The 19,596-nt window shown below is 70.6% G+C and carries 16 protein-coding genes; 8 read left to right on the top strand and 8 right to left on the bottom strand.

The features are described from left to right. Positions 1-278: 278 nt before the first annotated feature. From VFA06_RS09590 to VFA06_RS09575, 4 genes are all read right to left on the bottom strand, one after another. Positions 279-1,322: a LacI family DNA-binding transcriptional regulator gene (locus tag VFA06_RS09590; protein WP_324840099.1), complete on the bottom strand. Its 1,044-nt coding sequence runs from the start codon at positions 1,320-1,322 to the stop codon at positions 279-281. 49 nt (positions 1,323-1,371) lie between these two features. Next, on the bottom strand, positions 1,372-2,253 hold the full coding sequence (locus VFA06_RS09585; protein ID WP_324840098.1) for a carbohydrate ABC transporter permease: 882 nt from the start codon (positions 2,251-2,253) through the stop codon (positions 1,372-1,374). Then, entirely contained in the window at positions 2,250-3,224 is a 975-nt protein-coding gene (locus VFA06_RS09580) for a sugar ABC transporter permease (protein ID WP_324840097.1), read from the bottom strand. Before VFA06_RS09580 ends, VFA06_RS09585 begins: the two co-directional genes overlap by 4 nt. Positions 3,225-3,359: 135 nt before the next feature. Then, entirely contained in the window at positions 3,360-4,673 is a 1,314-nt protein-coding gene (locus VFA06_RS09575) for an ABC transporter substrate-binding protein (protein WP_324840096.1), read from the bottom strand. A 215-nt stretch (positions 4,674-4,888) separates the two neighbouring features. Between VFA06_RS09575 and VFA06_RS09570 the strand changes: the two genes are divergently transcribed. Together VFA06_RS09570 and VFA06_RS09565 are read left to right on the top strand one after the other, a co-directional pair. Beyond that, positions 4,889-7,000: a beta-galactosidase gene (locus VFA06_RS09570; protein WP_324840095.1), complete on the top strand. Its 2,112-nt coding sequence runs from the start codon at positions 4,889-4,891 to the stop codon at positions 6,998-7,000. A 54-nt stretch (positions 7,001-7,054) separates the two neighbouring features. Beyond that, complete coding sequence (locus VFA06_RS09565) at positions 7,055-9,025, top strand: beta-galactosidase (RefSeq protein ID WP_324840094.1); 1,971 nt, start codon at positions 7,055-7,057, stop codon at positions 9,023-9,025. A 106-nt stretch (positions 9,026-9,131) separates the two neighbouring features. Here the strand turns inward: VFA06_RS09565 and VFA06_RS09560 are convergent, their stop codons facing one another. After that, positions 9,132-9,947 carry a DeoR/GlpR family DNA-binding transcription regulator gene (locus VFA06_RS09560; protein ID WP_324840093.1) on the bottom strand — a complete coding sequence of 272 codons (816 nt, stop codon included), beginning with the start codon at positions 9,945-9,947 and terminating at the stop codon, positions 9,132-9,134. Between the two features lie 169 nt (positions 9,948-10,116). On the opposite strand from VFA06_RS09560, the gene galT reads away from it, so the two are divergent. From galT to galK, 3 genes are all read left to right on the top strand, one after another. Continuing rightward, entirely contained in the window at positions 10,117-11,214 is a 1,098-nt protein-coding gene (gene galT, locus VFA06_RS09555) for a galactose-1-phosphate uridylyltransferase (protein WP_324840092.1), read from the top strand. After that, positions 11,211-12,209, top strand: a complete 999-nt coding sequence (gene galE, locus VFA06_RS09550; protein WP_324840091.1) for a UDP-glucose 4-epimerase GalE — start codon at positions 11,211-11,213, stop codon at positions 12,207-12,209. The genes galT and galE overlap by 4 nt, the downstream gene beginning before the upstream one ends. Positions 12,210-12,327: 118 nt before the next feature. Then, the gene (gene galK, locus VFA06_RS09545; RefSeq protein WP_324840090.1) at positions 12,328-13,506 is read left to right on the top strand and encodes a galactokinase; all 1,179 of its coding nucleotides are present in this window, start codon (positions 12,328-12,330) and stop codon (positions 13,504-13,506) included. Positions 13,507-13,588: 82 nt separating this feature from the next. Here the strand turns inward: galK and VFA06_RS09540 are convergent, their stop codons facing one another. Genes VFA06_RS09540 through VFA06_RS09530 form a run of 3 tightly spaced genes read right to left on the bottom strand, consistent with a single transcriptional unit; the run spans position 13,589 to position 16,572 of the window. Then, positions 13,589-15,181, bottom strand: a complete 1,593-nt coding sequence (locus VFA06_RS09540) for an urea amidolyase family protein (protein ID WP_324840089.1) — start codon at positions 15,179-15,181, stop codon at positions 13,589-13,591. A gap of 13 nt (positions 15,182-15,194) precedes the next feature. Continuing rightward, positions 15,195-15,995, bottom strand: coding sequence for a 5-oxoprolinase subunit PxpA (locus VFA06_RS09535; protein ID WP_324840088.1), 801 nt, complete (start codon positions 15,993-15,995; stop codon positions 15,195-15,197). A gap of 40 nt (positions 15,996-16,035) precedes the next feature. Beyond that, the gene (locus VFA06_RS09530; RefSeq protein ID WP_324840087.1) at positions 16,036-16,572 is read right to left on the bottom strand and encodes an NUDIX hydrolase; all 537 of its coding nucleotides are present in this window, start codon (positions 16,570-16,572) and stop codon (positions 16,036-16,038) included. A 144-nt stretch (positions 16,573-16,716) separates the two neighbouring features. On the opposite strand from VFA06_RS09530, the gene VFA06_RS09525 reads away from it, so the two are divergent. The 3 genes from VFA06_RS09525 to VFA06_RS09515 form a co-directional block, all read left to right on the top strand. Further along, positions 16,717-18,015, top strand: a complete 1,299-nt coding sequence (locus tag VFA06_RS09525) for a cytochrome P450 (protein WP_324840086.1) — start codon at positions 16,717-16,719, stop codon at positions 18,013-18,015. 32 nt (positions 18,016-18,047) lie between these two features. Then, positions 18,048-18,953, top strand: coding sequence for a metal-dependent hydrolase (locus VFA06_RS09520; RefSeq protein WP_324840085.1), 906 nt, complete (start codon positions 18,048-18,050; stop codon positions 18,951-18,953). A 228-nt stretch (positions 18,954-19,181) separates the two neighbouring features. Further along, the coding region (locus tag VFA06_RS09515; RefSeq protein ID WP_324840084.1) for a sigma factor at positions 19,182-19,596 on the top strand (415 nt) is incomplete at its 3' end.

The following is a 19,596-nucleotide window of genomic DNA, read 5'->3' as shown; positions in this document are numbered from 1 at the left end:
CGGCACTCACGACGTCTTCGACAGACCGTAAGCAGATCGGCTGCCCGTAGCGGAGCGGCCCGGAGGGCAGCGCAGCGTTCAGCGCGCAGCGCGTGCGTGGCAGCGCGTTTTGTTCGCGTAGCGGCCGAGCGCCAGCGAGGACGCGGAGCAGGGTGGGCGGGTGGGTGATCTTCCGCGCGGAGCGCGCCAGCCGCAGGCGTTACCCGGCGGAGCCGGGCCAGCCGCAGACGTCGCAGGCAGAGCGCAGCGGAGCCGATCAGCGTTCACGCCCACCGCGACTAAGCCGAGGCGCGGATGACCAGCTCGGTCGGGAGGATCACCGCGGCCGGCTCCTGGCCGTCGAGGCGGGCGAGCAGCAGGCGGACCATCTCCTGCGAGATCCGGCGGAACGGCTGGCGGACCGTGGTCAGCTGCGGGCGCGCGGTGAGGGCCGCCGGGGAGTCGTCGAAGCCGACGACGGCCACGTCTTCGGGCACTCGCTTTCCCGCCCCGGTGAGCGCGTCGATCGCGCCGACCGCCATCAGGTCCGACGCCACGAAGACCGCGTCGAGGTCGGGGTTCGCCTGGAGCAGCTTGATCATCGCCAACTCGCCGGACGCGCGGGTGTAGTCGCCGTGTGCGACCAGCGAGTCGTCCGCGGGCAGGCCGGCCGTGCGCAACGCGTCCTGGTAGCCCTTGAGGCGGTCGCGGCCGCCGGGCGTGTCCATCGGGCCGGTGACGGTCGCGATCCGGCGCCTGCCCAGCTTGGCCAGGTGCGCGGTCGCCTGGCGCGCGCCCTCCGCCTCGTTCACCGCGACATAGGCCAGGTCGTACTCGTGGCCGATCGGCAGGCCGCACGCGACCGCGGGGACGCCGAGGCCGGTCAGCCGGTCCACCACCGGGTTGCCCGCGTGCGTGGAGACCAGGAGCGCTCCGTCGATGTGGCCCGCCGCGATGAAGCGCACGACCCGCTCGCGATCCTCCTCCGTGCCCGCGATCGAGAGCAGCAGAGGCATGTCGTGCTCGGCCAGGGCCTGCGTGCAGCCGCGCAGCAGGATCGGGAAGTTCGGGTCCTCGAAGAACTTCTCCTGCGGCTCGGAGAGGATGAACGCCACAGACCGCGAGCGCTGGGTGACCAGAGAACGGGCGTGGTGGTTGACCACATAACCGGTCTGCTTGATCGCCTTGTTGACGGCGGCGAGAGCGGCCGGAGAGACGTTGACTCCGCCGTTGAGGACGCGCGAGACGGTGCCGCGCGAGACTCCGGCTTCGGCCGCGACGTCTTCGATGGTGGGCCGGGCACGCCGCGGCGGCGCTCCGTTGCCGACACCGTTGCCGCTCACCGCAATCCACCTGTTCCCGTTCGCGACCCGACTTGGTGCCAGCAGTCTGTCACTTGACCGACCCCGCTGACAGATCGACCCGCCAGAACCGCTGAAGCAGGAAGAACAGGATGACCAACGGCAGGATCGACAGCAGCGAGCCGGTGATCACGACCGTGTACAGCGCGGGCTGCTGGGTGCCCTGGCTCAGCAGCGTATAGAGGCCCACGGTGATCGGGAACTTGGTGTCGCTGCTGAGCATCAGCCACGGCAGCAGGAAGTTGTTCCAGATCGCGACGAACTGGAACAGGAAGATGGTGACCAGGCCCGGCGCCATCATCGGCACGCCGATGCGCAGGAATGTGCGCCACTCGCTGGAGCCGTCCATCCGTGCCGCCTCGATGACCTCGTCGGGCACGGACGCGCCCGCGTAGATCCGGGCGAGGTAGATCCCGTACGGGGACACGATGGAAGGGATGAGCACGGACCAGTACGTGTCGGCGAGATTGAGCTTGGCGACGAGCAGGTACTGCGGCACGGCGAGCACGACGGCCGGGACGAGCACCCCGATCAGAATCAGGTTGAAGAGCACTGATTTGCCGCGGAACTGGTACTTGGCGAAGGTGTAGCCGGTCAGCGCGGACAGCCCGGCGGACAGGATCGCGCCGCCGCCGGCGTAAATCGCCGTGTTCCACATCCAGCTCCAGAAGATGCCGCCGCGATAGGACGTCAGCGTGCTGAGGTTGGAGAACAGGGCGGAGCCCGGCTTGAAGGCGGAGAGGTTGAAGAGCTCTGTGTTGTTCTTCGTCGAGGCGACGACGACCCAGGCGACCGGCAGGAGCGCGTAGAGCGCCCCGAGGAGCAGGACGGCGGTCGGGACCAGGGCGGTGCGGCGCGGGCGGCGGTCGCGGCGGGCGCCGTAGGCGCGCGGGGAGGCGGTGAGGGTGGTCACTTGGATTCGCCTCCGAAGGTGTGGCGGTTGGTCAGGCGCAGCACGGCGATCGAGACGGCGAACATCAGCACGGCGATGATGATCGACTCGGCCGACCCGGCGAACACGTCGTCGCCGGTGTACGTGTCGTGATACACCTTCATCAGCGGCGTCCAGGTCGCCGAGACCACGCCGTAGGAGACCTGTCGCAGGGTGTTGGGTTCGTTGAAGACTTGAAGCGTGGCGATCGTCGAGAAGATCGCGGTCATGATGAGCGAGGGACGGATCATCGGCAGCTTGATGCGCAGCGCGATCTGCAGTTCGCTGGAGCCGTCGAGCCGCGCGGCCTCGTACACCTCCTGCGGCAGCGAGCGCAGCGAGGTGTAGAGCACCATCATGTTGAAGCCGGTGCCGCCCCAGATGCCGATGTTGGCGATGGACAGGTACACCGCGTGCGCGCCGAAGAAGTTGACGCTCGTCGTCCCGAAGACCGTGTGCATCACGGAGGCGAACGGCGAGACAGAGGGCAGATACATCATGCCCCAGAGCATCGAGCCGATGATCGTGGGCACCGCGTAGGGCAGGAAGATCGCGATGCGGCCGAAGCGCTGGAACCGGACCCGCTGGGCGTCGAGGATCAGCGCGAAGACCGTCGCGAGGCCCAGCATCAGCGGAATCAGGATGCAGCCGTAGAGCAGCGCACGCAGGATGCTGTGCCAGAACTCTGAGTCATGAAATACGGCCGTGTAGTTGCCGAAACCGGTGAACACCTGCTTGCGTGCGTTCCGGCCGAGGCCGAGGCCCTGGATCTGCGTCTTCTGGGTGGACAGGTACACCGTGTAGCCCAGTGGCACGAGGAACACCGCGGTGAACAGCACGATCGCCGGCACCAGAAAGGCGTACGGGGTACGGCGCGGAGCCGGGTTCCAGCGCGCCCGGCGCGGCGCGCTGCCGGTCTCGCCGAGCGCGCCGGCGACAGCGGTCGCCGTCATGTTGCTTCTCCTCGGATCTGGGTATACGGGCTTGAAACCGGGCCCTGCGACCGGTGCGGCGGATCGCAGGACCCGGTGGTCTGAGAAGCGTGGATTGAGAAGCGGGGCTATGAGAAGCGGGGGCTCTCGGTACGGTCAGCTGCCGCTGACGGTGAACCCGTTGCTCTTCATGTCCGCGACCACCTTCTGCTGCACGGTGGCCAGCGCCGCGAGGAAGTCGCCCTTGTTGGTCGCGGCCGCGCCGAACGCGTCGGAGAAGGCGCTGTAGGCGACGTTCACGTCCGGTCCCCAGGTCGCGGTCGCAGCCTGCTGCGAGTACTGCTTCGCGAGTGTGTAGAAGTCGCTCTGGCCGCCGACGAAGGCCGGCACGGTGAGCGCGGAGCTGCCTTCCGCGGCGAGCGAGGCGGGGTAGACGTTACCGTCGGAGACCAGCAGGTTGACACCCTCGGTCTCGTGGTTGAGCCAGGTGATGAACTCGGCGGCCTGCTGCGGGTGCTTGGAGTCCGCGGTGACGGAGGTGGCTGAACCGCCCCAGTTCCCGGTCACCTGGTCGCCGGCGTTCCACTGCGGCAGCGGGGCCATCGCCCACTTGCCGGAGGTGTCGGCCGCCTCGGAGGCGAGCGTGCCCGGCGCCCACACGGCCGCGATCCACGACAGGTACGTACCGTTGTCCAGCGCCTTGCTCCAGTCCGCGGTCCACGCGGTCTTGTTGTCGACCGCGCCCTCCTTGACCAGATTGCCCCAGTAGGAGGCGACCTTCTGCGAGGCCGCCGAGTCGATGCCGACGCTCCACGCGTTGCCGGAGGCGGACCACCACTTGGCCCCCGCCTGCTGGGTCAGCCCGGAGAACAGGCCGCCGTCGGTGGTGGCGGTGTCGCCGATGTAGACGTTCGGGTGCGCCTTGTGCACCTGCTCGGCCTCGGTCTGGTACTGAGCCCAGGTGGTCGGCGGCGTCAGTCCGTACTGCTTGAACAGGTCGGTGCGGTAGAAGAACGCGAGCGGAGCGGCGTCCTGCGGTACGCCGTAGACGGCGCTGGTACCGAGCGTGACCTGGTTCCACAGGCCGGAGGGGTAGTCGCTCTTGATGTTGTTCACGTACTGCGAGATGTCGGCCAGGTAGTTGTTGGACACCAGGGTCGGCAGCGACTGGTACTCGACCTGCGCGAGGTCCGGCATCGTGTGCGCCTTGCCCGACGTGAGCAGCTTCGTAAGCTCCGGGTCGCCGCCGGCCGCCTTGGTGAAGGTGACCTGGATGTTGGGATGCGTCTTGTTCCAGGCGGCCACGATCTTGTCCATGTTCGGCACCCAGGACCAGAAGGTCAGGTTCACCTTCTGATTCGAGTCGGTGGAGGCCGTGGCGGATGGGTTGCCCGAAGACGAGCAGCCTGCCGCGAGGGCGACCGCGGCGACGGCGCACGCAGCCGAGGTGGCGGCGCGGGAGAGCTTCATTGCCACTCCAGGGAGAGATGAGGGTGGACGGTGGATGAGCCGGGCGGTGAGCGGTAACTTTCCCGTTACGGCGTTGTGAACGCTCCCAGATTCATGACAGGATCTTCTCCTGTCAAGAGGTCGCCCGGGGCTAGAACAGAGCGAGACTCGTCCGTTACCGTTCCGTGAGCGCTCCCAATCGAGCGTGTCGTATGGGTAGAAGCAAGAGGTATTCGATGACTCTCCAGGTCGAGCAGGCGGCTGCGGCGGGGCCGGCCGCGGGTGTCGCGACGGGCAGCGCGGCCGCACAGCGGTCTCCCGCTGCGCGATGGCCGCGGCTCGACGCGCTCGCCTACGGAGCGGACTACAACCCGGAGCAGTGGCCCGAGGAGGTGTGGGCCGAGGACGTCGCGCTGATGCACGAGGCCGGGGTCAACCTGATCAGCCTCGGCATCTTCTCCTGGGCGCTGCTGGAGCCCGAGCCGGGCAGGTTCGAGTTCGGCTGGCTGGACCGGGTGCTCGGGCTGCTGCACGAGGCCGGGATCGCCGTGGACCTGGCGACGCCGACGGCTTCGACACCCGCCTGGTTTCTCGCACAGTATCCGCACGTGCGGCCGGTCACGTCCGAGGGCGTCGTGCTCGGCGGCTCGGCCCGGCAGACCTATTGCCCGCACGCACCCGAGTACCGCGCGGCCAGCCGGCAGATCGCGGAGCAGCTTGCGATGCGGTACGCCGCCCATCCCGCGGTGGTCATGTGGCATGTGCATAACGAGTACGGCTCACCGACCGCCGAGTGCTACTGCCCGGTCTCCGCGGCTGCCTTCCGGGATTGGCTGCGGGCTCGCTACGGCAGCCTTGACGCGCTCAACGCCGCATGGACCACCTCGTTCTGGGGCCAGCAGTACTCGGCCTGGGAGCAGATCGACGCGCCGCGCCGCGCGCCGATGGCCGACGTGAATCCGACGCACCGGCTCGACTTCCAGCGCTTCACCTCGGAGTCGCTGCTGGAGCTGTACACCGCCGAGCGCGACGTCATCAGGGCCCATACGACGGCCGCCGGGCGCGCCGAGGTGCCGATCACCACGAACCTTCAGCTGATCAACTGCAAGTCGCTGGATTTCTGGGCCTGGTCGGCGCAGACTGACGTGGCGGCGAACGACCACTACCTGTCTGCCGAGCGGCCGGACAACCACATCGAGCTGGCCCTGTGCGCGGACTTCACCCGCTCGGTCGGCGGCGGCGGTCCCTGGCTGCTGATGGAGCATTCGACCAGCGCGGTCAGCTGGCAGCCGCGCAACCTGGCCAAGCGGCCCGGGGAGATGCGGCGCAACTCGCTGGCGCACGTGGCGCGCGGGGCGGACGGGGCGCTGTTCTTCCAGTGGCGGGCCTCGCGCGGCGGCGGGGAGAAGTTCCACTCGGCGATGGTTCCGCACGGCGGCACCGGCTCGCGGATCTGGCGGGAGGTGGTCGGCCTCGGCGCGGATCTGGCCGCGCTGCGCCCGGTCCAGTGCTCCACGACGGTGGCAGAGGCCGCGCTGCTGTGGGACTGGGAGTCGTGGTGGGCGCTCGGGCACACCTTCCGGCCGTCGGTCGATCTGGACTTCAAGGAGCGGCAGCTCGCCTACTACGAGGCGCTGTGGCGCGCGCACGTCAGCGCCGACTTCGCGCACCCGAGCGCCGATCTTTCGCGGTACCGGATGGTGGTCGTGCCGCAGATGTACCTGTGCCGCGAGGAGTGGGCCGAGAACCTGCGGCAGTATGTGCGCGGCGGCGGGACGCTGGTCGTTTCCTACTTCTCCGGCATCGTGGACGAGGACGACTCGGTGTACCTCGGCGGTTACCCGGGGGCGTTGCGCGACCTGCTCGGCGTGCTGGTCGAGGAGTTCCTGCCGCTACGGGCGGACTGGACGGTCCGGCTGGCGGGACAGCTGGAAGAGCCGTACCCGGGCACGGCGACGGTCTGGGCTGAGGACATCGAGCTGCGCGGGGCCGAGGCGGTGCTCACGTACGCGGACGGCCCAGCGGAAGGCAAACCTGCGGTAACGCGGCACGCCTTCGGGAACGGGCACGCCTGGTACGTCTCGACGCGACCGGACGCCGAGACGCTGCGCGAGATCCTTCGGCTCGCGGCGGCTGACGCAGACGTCACCTTCGATACGGAGACACCCGACACGCTGGAACTGGTCCGGCGTAAGGCATCCGATGAGACGTCATATCTGTTCGCGATCAACCACGGGCAGCAAGAGGCGGCGGTAGCGGCTTCAGGCGTCGACATGCTGACTGGTGAGGCGTTCATCGGATCTGTCCACATACCGGCTGGCAGCGTGCGCGTCGTTCGGGAAGCGTGATACGAACGGCGCGGAAGATCGGGTGAAAGCGGAAGATCGGGTTAGGAGACCGGGATGGCTGGCACGGGTGGGGTGGCAGCGGGGTACGGCACAGCGCGGACGGCTTGGCCTCGGCTCGACGGGATCGCCTACGGCGGGGATTACAACCCCGAGCAGTGGCCCGAGGAGGTATGGGCCGAGGACGTCGCGCTGATGCGCGAGGCCGGGGTGAACCTGGTCAGCCTCGGCATTTTCTCCTGGGTCAAGCTCGAGCCCGAGCCGGGCAAGTTCGAGTTCGGCTGGCTGGACCGGATCATCGGCCTGCTGCACGAGGGCGGCATCGCGATCGACCTGGCCACGCCGACCGCCGCTCCCCCGGCCTGGTTCCTCAAGGCCCATCCGGACATCCGGCCGGTGACTCGTGACGGCAAGGTGCTCGGCGGCGCATCGCGGCAGACGTACTGCCCGCACGCGCCCGAGTACATCGCCGCGTGCAATCGGATCGCCGAGCAGCTCGCCGCGCGGTACGCCGACCACCCTGCGGTCGTCCTCTGGCACATTCACAACGAGTACGGCTGTCACGTGGCCGAGTGCTACTGCCCGACCTCCGTTGCCGCGTTCCAGGAGTGGGTACAGACCAAGTACCGCACGCTCGACGCGCTCAACGCGGCGTGGGGCACCGCGTTCTGGGGCCAGACCTACACCGCGTGGGACGAGATCGATGCGCCGCGCGACGCTCCCGCCGATGCGAACAACGCACAGCGGCTCGACTTCGCGCGGTTCAGCTCGGCCTCGATGCTCGAACTGTTCAAAGCGCAGCGCGACATCGTGAAGGCGCACAACCCGGCCGTGCCGGTGACCACGAACTTCATGGCGGTGATGAACAAGCCGATGGACCTATGGTCGTGGGCGCGCGAGATGGACCTGGTCTCGGACGACCACTACACCACCGCCGGCTCGCCGGTGCGGCACATCGAGCTGTCCATGGCCGCCGACCTGTGCCGCTCGCTGGCCGGCGGCGCGCCGTGGCTGCTGATGGAGCACTCGACCGGCGCGGTGAACTGGCAGCCGCGCAACGTCGCCAAGCTGCCCGGCGAGATGATCCGCAACTCGCTGGCGCACCTGGCGCGCGGCGCGGACGGCATCCTGTTCTTCCAGTGGCGTGCCTCTCGGGCGGGCACCGAGAAGTACCACTCGGCGATGCTGCCGCACGCGGGCACCGATTCGCGGATCTGGCGGGATGTGGTCGAGCTCGGCAGGCGGCTGCGGGAGTTGCGCGAGGTGCGCGGCTCGCGGGTCCAGGCGGACACGGCGATCCTGTTCGACTGGGAGTCGTGGTGGGCGCTGGAGCTCGACTCGCGGCCCTCGGTGGACGTGCGGTTCCTCGACTTGCAGTTCGCCTACTACGAGCAGCTGTGGCGAGCGCACGTGACCACCGACTTCGCGCATCAGGGCATGGACCTGTCGCGCTACCGGCTGGTCGTGGTGCCGCAGTCCTACCTCCTGCGCGCCGAGGAGGCGGAGAACCTGCGGCAGTATGTGCGCGGCGGCGGGACGCTGGTCGTCTCGTTCTTCTCCGGGATCGTGGACGAGAACGACGCGGTGTACCTCGGCGGCTATCCGGGCGCGCTTCGGGATGTGCTCGGGGTGCGAGTGGACGAGTTCCTGCCGCTGGCGGCGGGACAGTCGGTGTCGGTGCGAGCCGTGCACAGTGGCGGCGACAGCGACAGTGACGCCGAGCCGGTCGGGTCCGGCACCGTGTGGAGCGAGCCGGTCGAACTGCGCGGGGCCGAGGCGGTGCTCACGTACGCGGACGGCCCGGCGGCCGGGCATCCGGCGGTGACGCGGCATCAGTTCGGCGAGGGGCACGCCTGGTACGTCTCCACGCGGCTCGACCCGGCGACGCTGCGGGAGATCCTGCGCCGCGCCGCGGCAGACGCCGGCGTCGCGTTCGACACGCAGACGCCGGACACGCTCGAATCAGTACAGCGGATCGGCGCGGACGGCTCGGTGTACCCGTTCACGCTGGACCACTCGGAAATGTGAACGCCCGCTCCTCTCAGGACAGGCGTAAATATAAGGGCGCTGTTTCCGTTTGAAGCGGAGTGTCCGTTAAAGCGAAGTGTCCGGTCGAATCGGACGCAGGGTACGGCTAGGCGATGAGGAGGTGGCGGATGTGCTCGGCGGCTTCGGCGCGGGCTGTTTCAGGCAGGCCGGCATCGGTCACCCACGTGTCCACCGCGGCCAGCGGGGCGAAGGTGGCCAGCCCGGCCAGCCCCCACTTGCTGTGATCGGCGACCGCCACCACCCGGCGCGCGGCCGCGATCAGCGCCCGGTTGGTCTCGGCCTCGGCCAGGTTCGGCGTCGAGAGGCCGGCGCCGATGGAGATGCCGTGGCAGCCGACGAAGGCCAGGTCGAAGTTCAGCGAGCGGATCGCCTGGTCGGCGACCGGGCCGACCAGCGCGTCCGACGGTGTGCGCATGCCGCCGGTGAGCACGACGGTCGCGCCGTGCCTGGCGCCCGGCGGGCGCAGCCGCTGCGCGAACAGCTCGGCGATACGCATCGAGTTGGTGACCACGGTCAGGTCAGAGACATCGGTGAGCCTGCGGGCCAGGGCGAAGGTGGTGGTCCCGGCAGACAGCGCCACCGCGCCGCCGCGCGGGACGAGGGCGGCGGCCGCCTCGGCGATCGCCTCCTTGGCCGCCGTCTCCAGGGTGCGCTTGGCCTCGAAGCCTGGCTCGTGCGCGCTGGACTCGCCGAGCGCGACCGCGCCGCCGTGCACCTTCTCCAGCAGCCCGTCGCGGGCCAGTGCGTCGAGGTCGCGGCGGACCGTCATGTCGGAGACGCCGAAGCGCAGCACCAGGTCGGTCACGCGCACGCCGCCGCGGGCGCGCACCTCGGCCGCGATCGCGGCGCGGCGCTGTTCCGCCAGCAGCCCGCGGCCGTCGTCGGTCTCGACCTGCGCCATCGCTGCTCCTTATCGCCTTCACGACCCCCCGCGTTCCGGCTCGTTCGCGGTGCGGCTGCGGCCCAATTCTCGTCCGGGACGACCTGCTGTGTCGAACGTTCGAAACCATGCTAGCCCTTGTGAGTTAACGTTCAACCGTGTTTGAATATGTTCGATGAAGGAGCTACCGGTGAAGAAGACAGTCACGCAGCTGGCGGACGGCCGTGAGCTGATCTATTACGACGCCGGCGACGCCGAGACGCGGGCCGCGTTCGCCGATCAGCGGCCGCTTGAGCCCGTCGACACGACCAGCGAAACCCGCTTCGATCCGGTGCAGGGCGAGTGGGTGGCGGTGGCCGCGCACCGCCAGGGCCGGCCGTATCTTCCGCCGACCAACAGCTGCCCGCTGTGCCCCTCCACCGCCGAGTGGCACAGCGAGATCCCGGCCCCGGACTACGAGGTCGTGGTCTTCGAGAACCGGTTCCCCTCGCTGAGCGGGATCCCGGCGGCCGAGGACACCCTGGTCGGTCCGCTGCCGCATCGCGCGCACCTGGGCGGCGGGCGGTGCGAAGTGGTCTGCTTCACCTCCGACCACAACGCGACCTTCGCAGCGCTCGACGAAGCGCGGGTGATGCTGGTGCTGGAGGCGTGGACCGACCGCACCGCCGAGCTCTCCGCGCTGCCGGGCACCCGCCAGGTGTACTGCTTCGAGAACCGCGGCAACGAGATCGGCGTCACGCTGACCCATCCGCACGGCCAGATCTACGCCTTCCCGTATCTGCCCCCGAAGACCGCGCGCGCGGTCGATAGCGCCGCCGCGCACCGGGAGCGCACGGGCCGCAATCTCTTCGACGACGTGCTGGCGGCGGAGCGGGCCGGCAGCCGGGTGGTGCTGGAGAACGAGGAGTGGACGGCGTTCGTGCCGTTCGCCGCGCGCTGGCCGTACGAGGTGCACCTGTACCCGAACCGCCGGGTCGGCGACTTCACCAAGCTGGACGACGCGCAGCGCGCGACCTTCCCGGCCGTGTACTTGGAGCTCTTGGGACGTTTTGATCGGCTGTTCACCGGACGCTCAGCGCCGACCCCGTACATTGCGGCATGGCACCAGGCTCCGGTCGCCCCGACCGGGACCCGGCCCGAGCTGGCCCTGCACCTCGAGCTGTTCACCGTGCTGCGCACCGCGGACAAGCTCAAGTACCTGGCCGGCACGGAATCCGGGATGGGCGCCTTCATGAACGACGTGTCGCCCGAGCGGGCGGCCGCGAGACTGCGAGAGGTTGCGGGATGACTCTGACACCCGGTCCGGCTGACGGCGCGCGGGTACTGGTGACGGGTGGGGCCGGCTACATCGGCTCGGTGGTGGCCGCGCGGCTGCTGGAGTCCGGGTACCGCGTGACAGTGCTCGACGATCTGTCCACCGGGCACCGGGTCGGCGTCCCGCAGGGCGCGGAGTTCGTCGAGGGCCGCATCCACGACACCGCGGCGAAGGTGCTCGACTCCTCCTTCGCGGCGGTGCTGCATTTCGCGGCGTTCTCGCAGGTTGGCGAGTCGGTCGCCAAGCCGGAGAAGTACTGGGCGAACAACGTGGTGGGCACGCATCTGCTGCTGGACGCGATGCGCGAGTCCGGGGTGCGCAAACTGGTGTTCTCCTCGACCGCCGCGGTATACGGCGAGCCGGAGTCGGTGCCGATCCCGGAGACCGCGCGCACCGCGCCGACCAGCCCGTACGGCGCGACGAAACTGGCCGTGGACCACATGATCTCGGCCGAGTCGGCCGCGCACGGCCTGGCCGCGGTGTCGCTGCGGTACTTCAACGTCGCAGGGTCCTACAACGGCTACGGCGAGCGGCACGATCCTGAGTCGCACCTGATTCCGCTGGTCTTGAAGGCGGCGCTGGGCGAGCGGCCCGCGATCACCGTGTTCGGCACCGATTATCCGACCCCTGACGGCACGTGCATCCGCGATTACATCCACGTCGCGGACCTCGCCGACGCGCACCTGCTCGCGCTGCACCGCGCCCGCGAGGGCGAGCACCTGATCTGCAACCTCGGCAACGGCCGCGGGTTCACGGTGCGCGAGGTGATCGACGCCGCGCGCCGGGTGACGGGCCGGGACATCCCGCAGGTGGAGGCCGAGCGGCGGGCCGGAGACCCGGCCACCCTGGTTGCCGGCGCGCAGCGCGCGGAAACCGAGCTCGGCTGGCGCCCGCGGCACGTGGACCTCGACACGATGGTCGCCGACGCCTGGAGCTTCGCCCAGGCCGTGCGCGCCGAGCGCGGGTAGCCGAGCCGAGCCGGCGCCATTGCCGCCTCAGGCTCCGGCCACAGCAGCAGCCGCGACTGCGGCTCCGTCAGACCTCTTCTTTCCTCCCGCCCGTTCAGCCCTTGGGAAGCAGGCAGCCATGAACGTCGTCGACCCGATCGCCGCCGAGGCGAGCAAGCTGTTCGAGTCCGTATACGGCGGCCGGCCGGAGGGTCTGTGGGCCGCGCCGGGGCGGGTGAACGTCATCGGCGAGCACACCGACTACAACGAGGGCTTCGTGCTGCCGATGGCGATCGACCGGTACACGGTGGTCGCGGCGGCGAAGCGCACGGACGGGCGGCTGCGCGTGGTCTCCTCGGCGGGCGACCAGCGGGTGATCGAGGTGGCGTTGGCCGACCTCACCCCGGGCTTCCCGCAAGGCTGGACCGAGTACCCGGCCGGCGTGGCCTGGGCGCTGCGCGGAGCCGGGATCCTGCAGGAGGACTTCACGGGCGCGGACCTGGCCTTCGTCTCGACCGTCCCGGTCGGCGCGGGCCTCTCCTCCTCGGCGGCGCTGGAGTGCTCGACCGGCCTGGCCCTGGCCGGACTTGCCGGGGCGCAGGCGCGGCTGAGCACGGCCGACCTCGCCCGCCTGTCGCAGTACGCTGAGAACAATTACGCGAATGTGCCCTGCGGTCCGCTCGACCAGCTCGCCTCGGCATTCGGCGAGGACGGCAGGGTGCTGTTCATCGACACCCGCTCGTTCGAGATCGCGCCCCACCCCTTCGACCTGGCCGCGGCGGGCCTCACGCTGATGGTGTTCGACACGAAGGTCAGCCACGACCACGGCGAGTCCGGCTACCCGGCGCGCCGCGCGAGCTGCGAGAAGGCGGCGGCGGTGCTCGGCGTGCGGGCGCTGCGCGACTTGACCGCGGCAGACCTGGAACGAGCGGAACGCGAGCTCGACGAGGTCACCGCACGCCGGGTGCGGCACGTGGTGACGGAGGACGAGCGGGTCGAGCGGTTCGTCAGCCTGCTGACGGAAGGACCGCTTGAGGGCGAGCGCCTGCGTGCGGCAGGCGAGCTGATGACCGCGTCGCACGCGTCCCTGCGCGACGACTTCGAGGTCTCCTGCGAGGAACTGGACGTGGTCGTCGAGGCAGCCCTGGCGGCAGGTGCGCACGGCGCGCGCATGACCGGCGGCGGATTCGGCGGCAGCGCCATCGCACTCGTCGACGTCGGTGACGCCGAGCGCGTGGCCGAGAGTGTGCTTGCAGCGCTTCCTCAGGCCGAGATCTTCCGCGCGATCCCGGCCCGCGGAGCGCACCGGGTGGCCTAGGCGGTCCTAAGGTTGTCCGGCTGAGCGAGACACAGCGTTCTGCGATAAATAAGCACAGGTCACAGGTCAGCTTTTGGCAGCGTCAGATGCCGTGCGCCCGGAAGCGGATGCGGGTGCCCGGCGGGGCTTGGGCCGCAGGGCCGAGTGCGTCCGGCGGCACGACGGCGATCACCGGGTAGCCGCCGGTCGGCGGGTGATCGGCCAGGAAGATGATCGGGCGACCGTCGGCGGGAACCTGGATCGCGCCGAGGACCGCGCCCTCGCTCGGGATCGTGTCGGGTCCGGTGCGCGCGAGGGCCGGGCCGTCGAGGCGCAGCGCGATCCGGTTCGACGTGGGCGTAACGGTGTACTCGTGCGTTGTCAGTGCACGCCACGCGGCTTCCGGGAAGGCGTCGGGGCGCGGGCCGTGGGCGATCGGGAGTTCGATAGCTGATCCCCCTGCGGCCGGCGCGGTGACGGTGACCGGGTACGTATCAGCGGGCTGCGGCGGCCTGGAGACGGCGCCGAGCGGGAGCAGGTCGCCGTCGCGGAGCCGGGGCTCGCGCGGCTGTTCGGTCCCCAGCGCTGCGCCGCCGAGCCCGGAGAGCAGGTCCGTGGATCGGCTGCCCAGAGCCGGTGGGACGGCCACTCCCCCGGCGATCGCCACGTAGTTGCGGACGCCCCGGCTCGCCACGCCGACATCAAGCGTCTGTCCCGCGCGCAGTTCGACCGGTGCGGCCCACGGTGCGGGCCGGCCGTCCACGCGCACCGGAGCAACCGCGCCGCACACCGCGACGACGATCGGGGCGAGGGCGCGCAGTGTCAGGCCGCTGAGCGTCGTCTCCAGCGTCGCGGCGTCCGGATCGTTTCCGACGAGACGGTTCGCCAACCGGTGTGCGGCTTGATCCAGCGCGCCACTGCGCGGCACGCCCAGGTGCGCGTATCCGGGACGGCCGAGGTCTTGGATCGTGGTCAGCGCGCCGGCGCGCAGGATTTGGATGGCGGGGTCGGCTTCTGGCGCGGCGCGTGGAGGTGACGCAGTTGCGGACACAGGCGATGGCGTTGGCGTCGGTACGGGCGCGGTGGGGCTCGGGACGAAGCGGACGTTGCTGCCCGGAACGAGCAGCGCAGGCTCGTCGCGTTCCAGGTCCCACAGCTGTGCGTCTGTCGCTCCGATCAGATTCCAGCCGCCAGGCGACCCGGTCGGGTAAACCCCGGTGTACGGGCCAGCAACGGCCACATAACCCGGCGGCACGCTCGGCCGCGGCGTTGGTCGGCGCGGCAGGTGGTAACGCTCGGGCAGCCCGGTCAGGTAGGCGAAGCCCGGCGCGAATCCGCAGAAGGCGACGCGGTATTCGTGCGCTGAGTGAATCGCCGCGACCTCGTCGCGGTGCACGCCCCAGGCGTCGGCGACCTCGTCGAGGTCGGGACCGTCGTAGTGCACCGCGAGCTGCACCGTGCGGCCCGGTTCGGTACGCGCGGGCGGCAGCGTCCAGGTCGCGAGGTCGGCGGCGAGGGAGGCCGGGTCGTCGAGGCCGTCGATCAGGACCGTGCGCTCGGCGGGGACCAGATCCAGCACCGGGGGCAGCGCGCCCTGCTCGGCGCGGCGCAACAGTTCGGCGTGCAGGGCGGCGACCTCGTCCAGGTCCGCGCATTCGACGAGCAGGGCGTGCGATCCGTATCGCAGCGGGATCATGGCGCCAGCTCGGCTACACGAACGGTCGGATGTTGACCCCCGCGGCGAGCAGCGCCTCCCGTACGCGCACCGCGAGCTCCACGGCCCCGGGCGTGTCGCCGTGCAGGCACAGCGATTCGGCCGCGACCGGCACGCGCTCACCGTTGGCCGCGAACACGGAGCCCTCGGTCACCATCATCACCGAACGCTTGATCACGTGCTCCGGGTCGCTGATGACCGCTCCCGGCTCGGTGCGCGGCACGAGCGTCCCGTCCGGCCGGTACGCACGGTCCGCGAACGCCTCGGTGACGACCGGCAGCCGCGCGGCGGCGGCGGAGCGGTGCACCGCCGAGCCGGGCAGGCCGAGCACCGGCAGCTCGCCGCCGGCCAGCAGGATGCCGTCGACGACCGCGTCGGCCTGTCCCTCGTCCCACACGATCCGGTTGTACAGCGCGCCGTGCGGCTTGACGTACGCCAGGTCGGTGCCCGCGGCCTGCGCGAAGACCCGCAGCGCGCCGATCTGGTAGGCGACCTCGTCGGCCAGTTCCCGCGGCGGGACGTCCATCGGCCGGCGGCCGAAGCCGGGCAGGTCGTGGTAGGAGACCTGCGCGCCGATCCGCACCCCGCGGGCGGCGGCCAGCGCGCAGACCTTACGCATCGTGGACGGGTCGCCGGCGTGGAAGCCGCAGGCGACGTTCGCGCTGGTCACCATCGTGAGCAGTGCCTCGTCGTCGGTGAGCTGCCGGCCGCCGAGACCCTCGCCGAGATCGGCGTTCAGGTCGATCGAGCGGGGGTCCGCGGGCCGGGGCTCGCCTGGCGGTGTGCCATACGCCATGACCGCACTGTATCCGCAGGTGCGGCCCGAAACGAGGAGGTCAGGCCCGGCCGAGGTCCACGGGTTCGTCTGGCAGGCGCCCGGCGAGCAGCTCCGGCAGGATGCGCGCCAGGCCGGGCGGATGGATGATCGCGTCGGTGGCGGCCAGCTGCGCGGCGGACCACCAGCGGTGCTCGGCGATGAGGCCGCGCTCGATCTCCTGCCAGCCGGCCGGGTCGAGGACGAAGCCCTCGGCGCGCAGGAAGTAGTAGTGGTTCTCGAACCAGCGTTCCCGGCCGGCGAAACGGGCCACGCCCCTGTTGCCGCCGACGACCCGGTCGAACCGCTGCGCGGGGACGCGCAGCCCGGTCTCCTCGAACAGCTCGCGCGCGGCGGCCTGCGGCAGGGACTCCCCGTCGTCGACCCCGCCGCCCGGGGTGCCCCACCAGACGCCGCCCGGCGTCAGCGAGTCCGGATCGACGAACCGGAACAGCAGGATCCGGTCCGCGTCGTCCGCCAGGACGATACGCGCCGTGCGCCGCACCGGAAGGCCGGGCGCCGGACCTGCCTCGATTTCCCCTCGTGTCCCGTCCGCCACGCTCCGATCATATCCCGGTCAAAGGCGTGACAAATCCTTCCTTTCAGGGCTTCCCGCGACGCGCCGCCACCGCAAGCATGTCAGAAGACGCCGAAGGGCGTATGAGACCACTGCCAAAGCACCGCTGCGAGGAAGGCTGAACCTGTGGCCGACACCGGCATCCGCACCGACAACCCGCCGCCCGATCTGCTGCCCGACTTCAAGGACGACCCGTCGATCGACCCGTACCCGCACTACGAGCGGCTGCGCGGCCGCTGCCCGGTGGTGCAGCTCGACCAGGTCTGCGGGATGCGGCCCTTCGTGGTCACCACCTACCCGGAGGCCCGGGCCGCGCTGGCCGATCCGCGGCTGTCGAAGCACCCTGAGGTGGGCAGGCAGACGCTGGTCGAGGCGGGGTTCGAGCACCTGTACTTCGGCGAGCGGGCCAGTCTTTCGCACCACATGCTCTCCTCCGACCCGCCGGACCATACTCGGCTGCGCAAGGTGGTCGCCGCGCAGTTCACCCCGCGCCGGGTCGCCGAGCTCGCGCCGCGGGTGCAGCAGATCGCGGACGAGCTGATCGACGCTTTCGCGGGCCCCGGCCAGGCAGAACCGGACGAGCGAATAGAGCCGACCGGGCAGGCCGAACTGATGGCCGCGTTCGCCAATCAGCTGCCCTCCCTCGTGATCGCCGAACTGCTGGGCGTGCCCGCGGACGATCGCCGGCGGTTCCGCGGCTGGTCGCAGGATTTCCTGCGCCCGACCTACGATCCGCGCCAGGCCGAGGCCGCCGAGGCGCTGACCGACTACCTGGCCGCCCAGATCGAGCGCAAGCGCGCGCAGCCGGGCGCGGACCTGCTCAGCGACCTGCTGACCAGCGAGGACCAGGAGCGGCTCGACCCGCAGGAGGTGCTCAGCACCGCGGTCCTGCTGCTGCTCGCCGGGCACGAGACCACGGTCAACCTGATCGGCAACGGTCTACTGGCCCTTCTGACCCATCCTGACCAGTACGCGGCGCTGTGCGAGCGGCCCGAGCTGATCCCCGACGCGGTGGAGGAGTTCCTGCGCTACGACGGCCCGGTCGAGCGCGCGACGCTGCGTTTCGCGGCCGAGAAGCTGGAGATCGCGGGCACGGTCATTCCCGAGGGCAGCGCCGTGTACGTGGCGCTGAACTCGGCCAACCGCGACGACGCCGTCTATCCCGAGCCCGATCGGCTGGACGTGACCCGCACCCCGCGCGGCCACCTCGCGTTCGGACACGGGATCCACTTCTGCCTGGGCGCGCCACTGGCCAGGCTCGAGGGGCGCATCGCGTTCGAGACGCTGCTGCGCAGGCTGCCCGAACTGCGGCTCGCGGTCCCCGTCGAGCAGTTGGAGTACCGGGCGAGCACCATCATGCGCGGCCTGGAGGCGCTGCCGGTGCGGTTCGCGGTCCGAAGGTCCCCTGTCCTCGCGAACGACTGATCCCAGCGCGATGTAGATGCAACACTGGGGGCATGGCGTTTCCGAACACCACGACGCTGGTGACGTTTCCCAGCGGCACCACGGAGGGCAGCTCGACCATCGTCGCCGCAGTGCCCTTACCCGCTGGCGTCATCGGCGTCGTGACGGACACCACCCCCTTCCACCCGCTCGACCACAGCTGGCCGGACCAGCCGGGCGACACCGGCACGATGGAGTTCGTCGACGCGACGGAGTTCGGCGGCACGCGCTGCCCGGTCGTGGACTGCGCCACCGGCGCCGTGGGCCCCGACGGCGAGTTCGCCCTCGGCGAGCAGATCCCGGTGCGGCGCGGGGATCCGCAGTGGGTCTGGCTGGCCGTGCACCTGGTCGAGTTCGCCTGCGCGCCCGCGGAGCCCGAGGCGCTGCTTGGCCGCGCGGTCGTGCTGCGCGCCGACCCGGCCCGCCGCACCGCCCTTTCCGCCGCGCACACCGGCTGCCACCTGCTCGCCCTCGCGCTCAACGCGGCGCTGGCCGACCGCTGGCGCAAGGAGGCGCGGCTGGACGCGCTCGGCTCGCCGGACTTCGACGCGCTGGCGATGGAGAGCTCGCGGATGGACGAGCACGCCAGCACCGACCGGTACCGGATCGGCAAGTCGCTGCGCAAGAAGGGCTTCGACCCCGAAGGCCTGGCCGGCGCGCTCGGCGAGATCACGGCGCGGGTCAACGCCCGGCTGGCCGAGTGGGTCGCGGCTGACGCGCCGGTCCGCGTCGAGGCGCCGGGACCCGAGCTGACCGCGCGCCGGCGCTGGACCTGCGCGTTGCCCGAGGGCGCCGCGTCGATCGACTGCGGCGGCACCCACCTGACCCGGCTGGGCGAGCTCGCCTCGCTGACCACCAGCCTCTCGCTGAACGAGGACGGCACCGAACTGGTCGCCGTCACCGTGCCCAAACGGATTTGACGCAATCTCCGGGCCCTGAGTGAAATCGCGCACGGCCGGGAAGATGTGACCGGGAAGCGCGGCGGACGGCGTGATCCGCACGGCCCGCGCGCCGGCCGGCCGCCGGATCTTCGACTCGAATCAGCTGTCGAACTCGCGGCCGCGGAGCACTTCATCAGCGTCCGAATACAGCGAGATAAGGTCACGTACCCTGTCGCGATCCGAATGCGGCTGCTACGGTCCACTATCGTGGCGGCGACCACAGTGACTCACATGCGCGCGGCGCGGTCCTTCAACGCGGAGGACCGGGCCAGATTCGACGCGTTCTTCGACGCGCACCACCGCGACCTGGCCCGGCTGGCGTTCCTGCTGTCCGGCGACCCGGACGCGGCCGAGGACCTGACCGCGGAGGCCTTCACCCAGGCGTGGAAGCGCTGGGACCAGGTGACCCGCTCAGACGTGCCGCTGGCCTACGTGCGGCGGATCGTGGTGAACCTGGCGGCCAGCCGAGTACGGCGGCTGGTGCGCGAGCGGCGCGGCTGGCGGCTGCTCGGCGCGGCATGGACCGACCGGACGGACGGGCCCGACCTGGCCGCGAGCGCGGACGTGCGCGAGGCGCTGCGGCGGCTTCCGGTGCGCAAGCGGGCCTGCGTCGTGCTGCGGC

The organism is Actinocrinis sp. (genome assembly GCF_035653575.1).
GTDB lineage: Bacteria > Actinomycetota > Actinomycetes > Streptomycetales > Catenulisporaceae > Actinocrinis.
This window is presented reverse-complemented; position numbering and strand designations above follow the sequence as displayed.

Coding starts and splice junctions, on each gene's coding strand:
- VFA06_RS09580 (WP_324840097.1), bottom strand. CDS start 3,224: ATGACGGCGACCGCTGTCGCCGGCGCGCTCGGCGAGACCGGCAGCGCG.
- VFA06_RS09575 (WP_324840096.1), bottom strand. CDS start 4,673: ATGAAGCTCTCCCGCGCCGCCACCTCGGCTGCGTGCGCCGTCGCCGCG.
- VFA06_RS09570 (WP_324840095.1), top strand. CDS start 4,889: ATGACTCTCCAGGTCGAGCAGGCGGCTGCGGCGGGGCCGGCCGCGGGT.
- VFA06_RS09565 (WP_324840094.1), top strand. CDS start 7,055: ATGGCTGGCACGGGTGGGGTGGCAGCGGGGTACGGCACAGCGCGGACG.
- VFA06_RS09560 (WP_324840093.1), bottom strand. CDS start 9,947: ATGGCGCAGGTCGAGACCGACGACGGCCGCGGGCTGCTGGCGGAACAG.
- galE (WP_324840091.1), top strand. CDS start 11,211: ATGACTCTGACACCCGGTCCGGCTGACGGCGCGCGGGTACTGGTGACG.
- galK (WP_324840090.1), top strand. CDS start 12,328: ATGAACGTCGTCGACCCGATCGCCGCCGAGGCGAGCAAGCTGTTCGAG.
- VFA06_RS09540 (WP_324840089.1), bottom strand. CDS start 15,181: ATGATCCCGCTGCGATACGGATCGCACGCCCTGCTCGTCGAATGCGCG.
- VFA06_RS09535 (WP_324840088.1), bottom strand. CDS start 15,995: ATGGCGTATGGCACACCGCCAGGCGAGCCCCGGCCCGCGGACCCCCGC.
- VFA06_RS09520 (WP_324840085.1), top strand. CDS start 18,048: ATGGCGTTTCCGAACACCACGACGCTGGTGACGTTTCCCAGCGGCACC.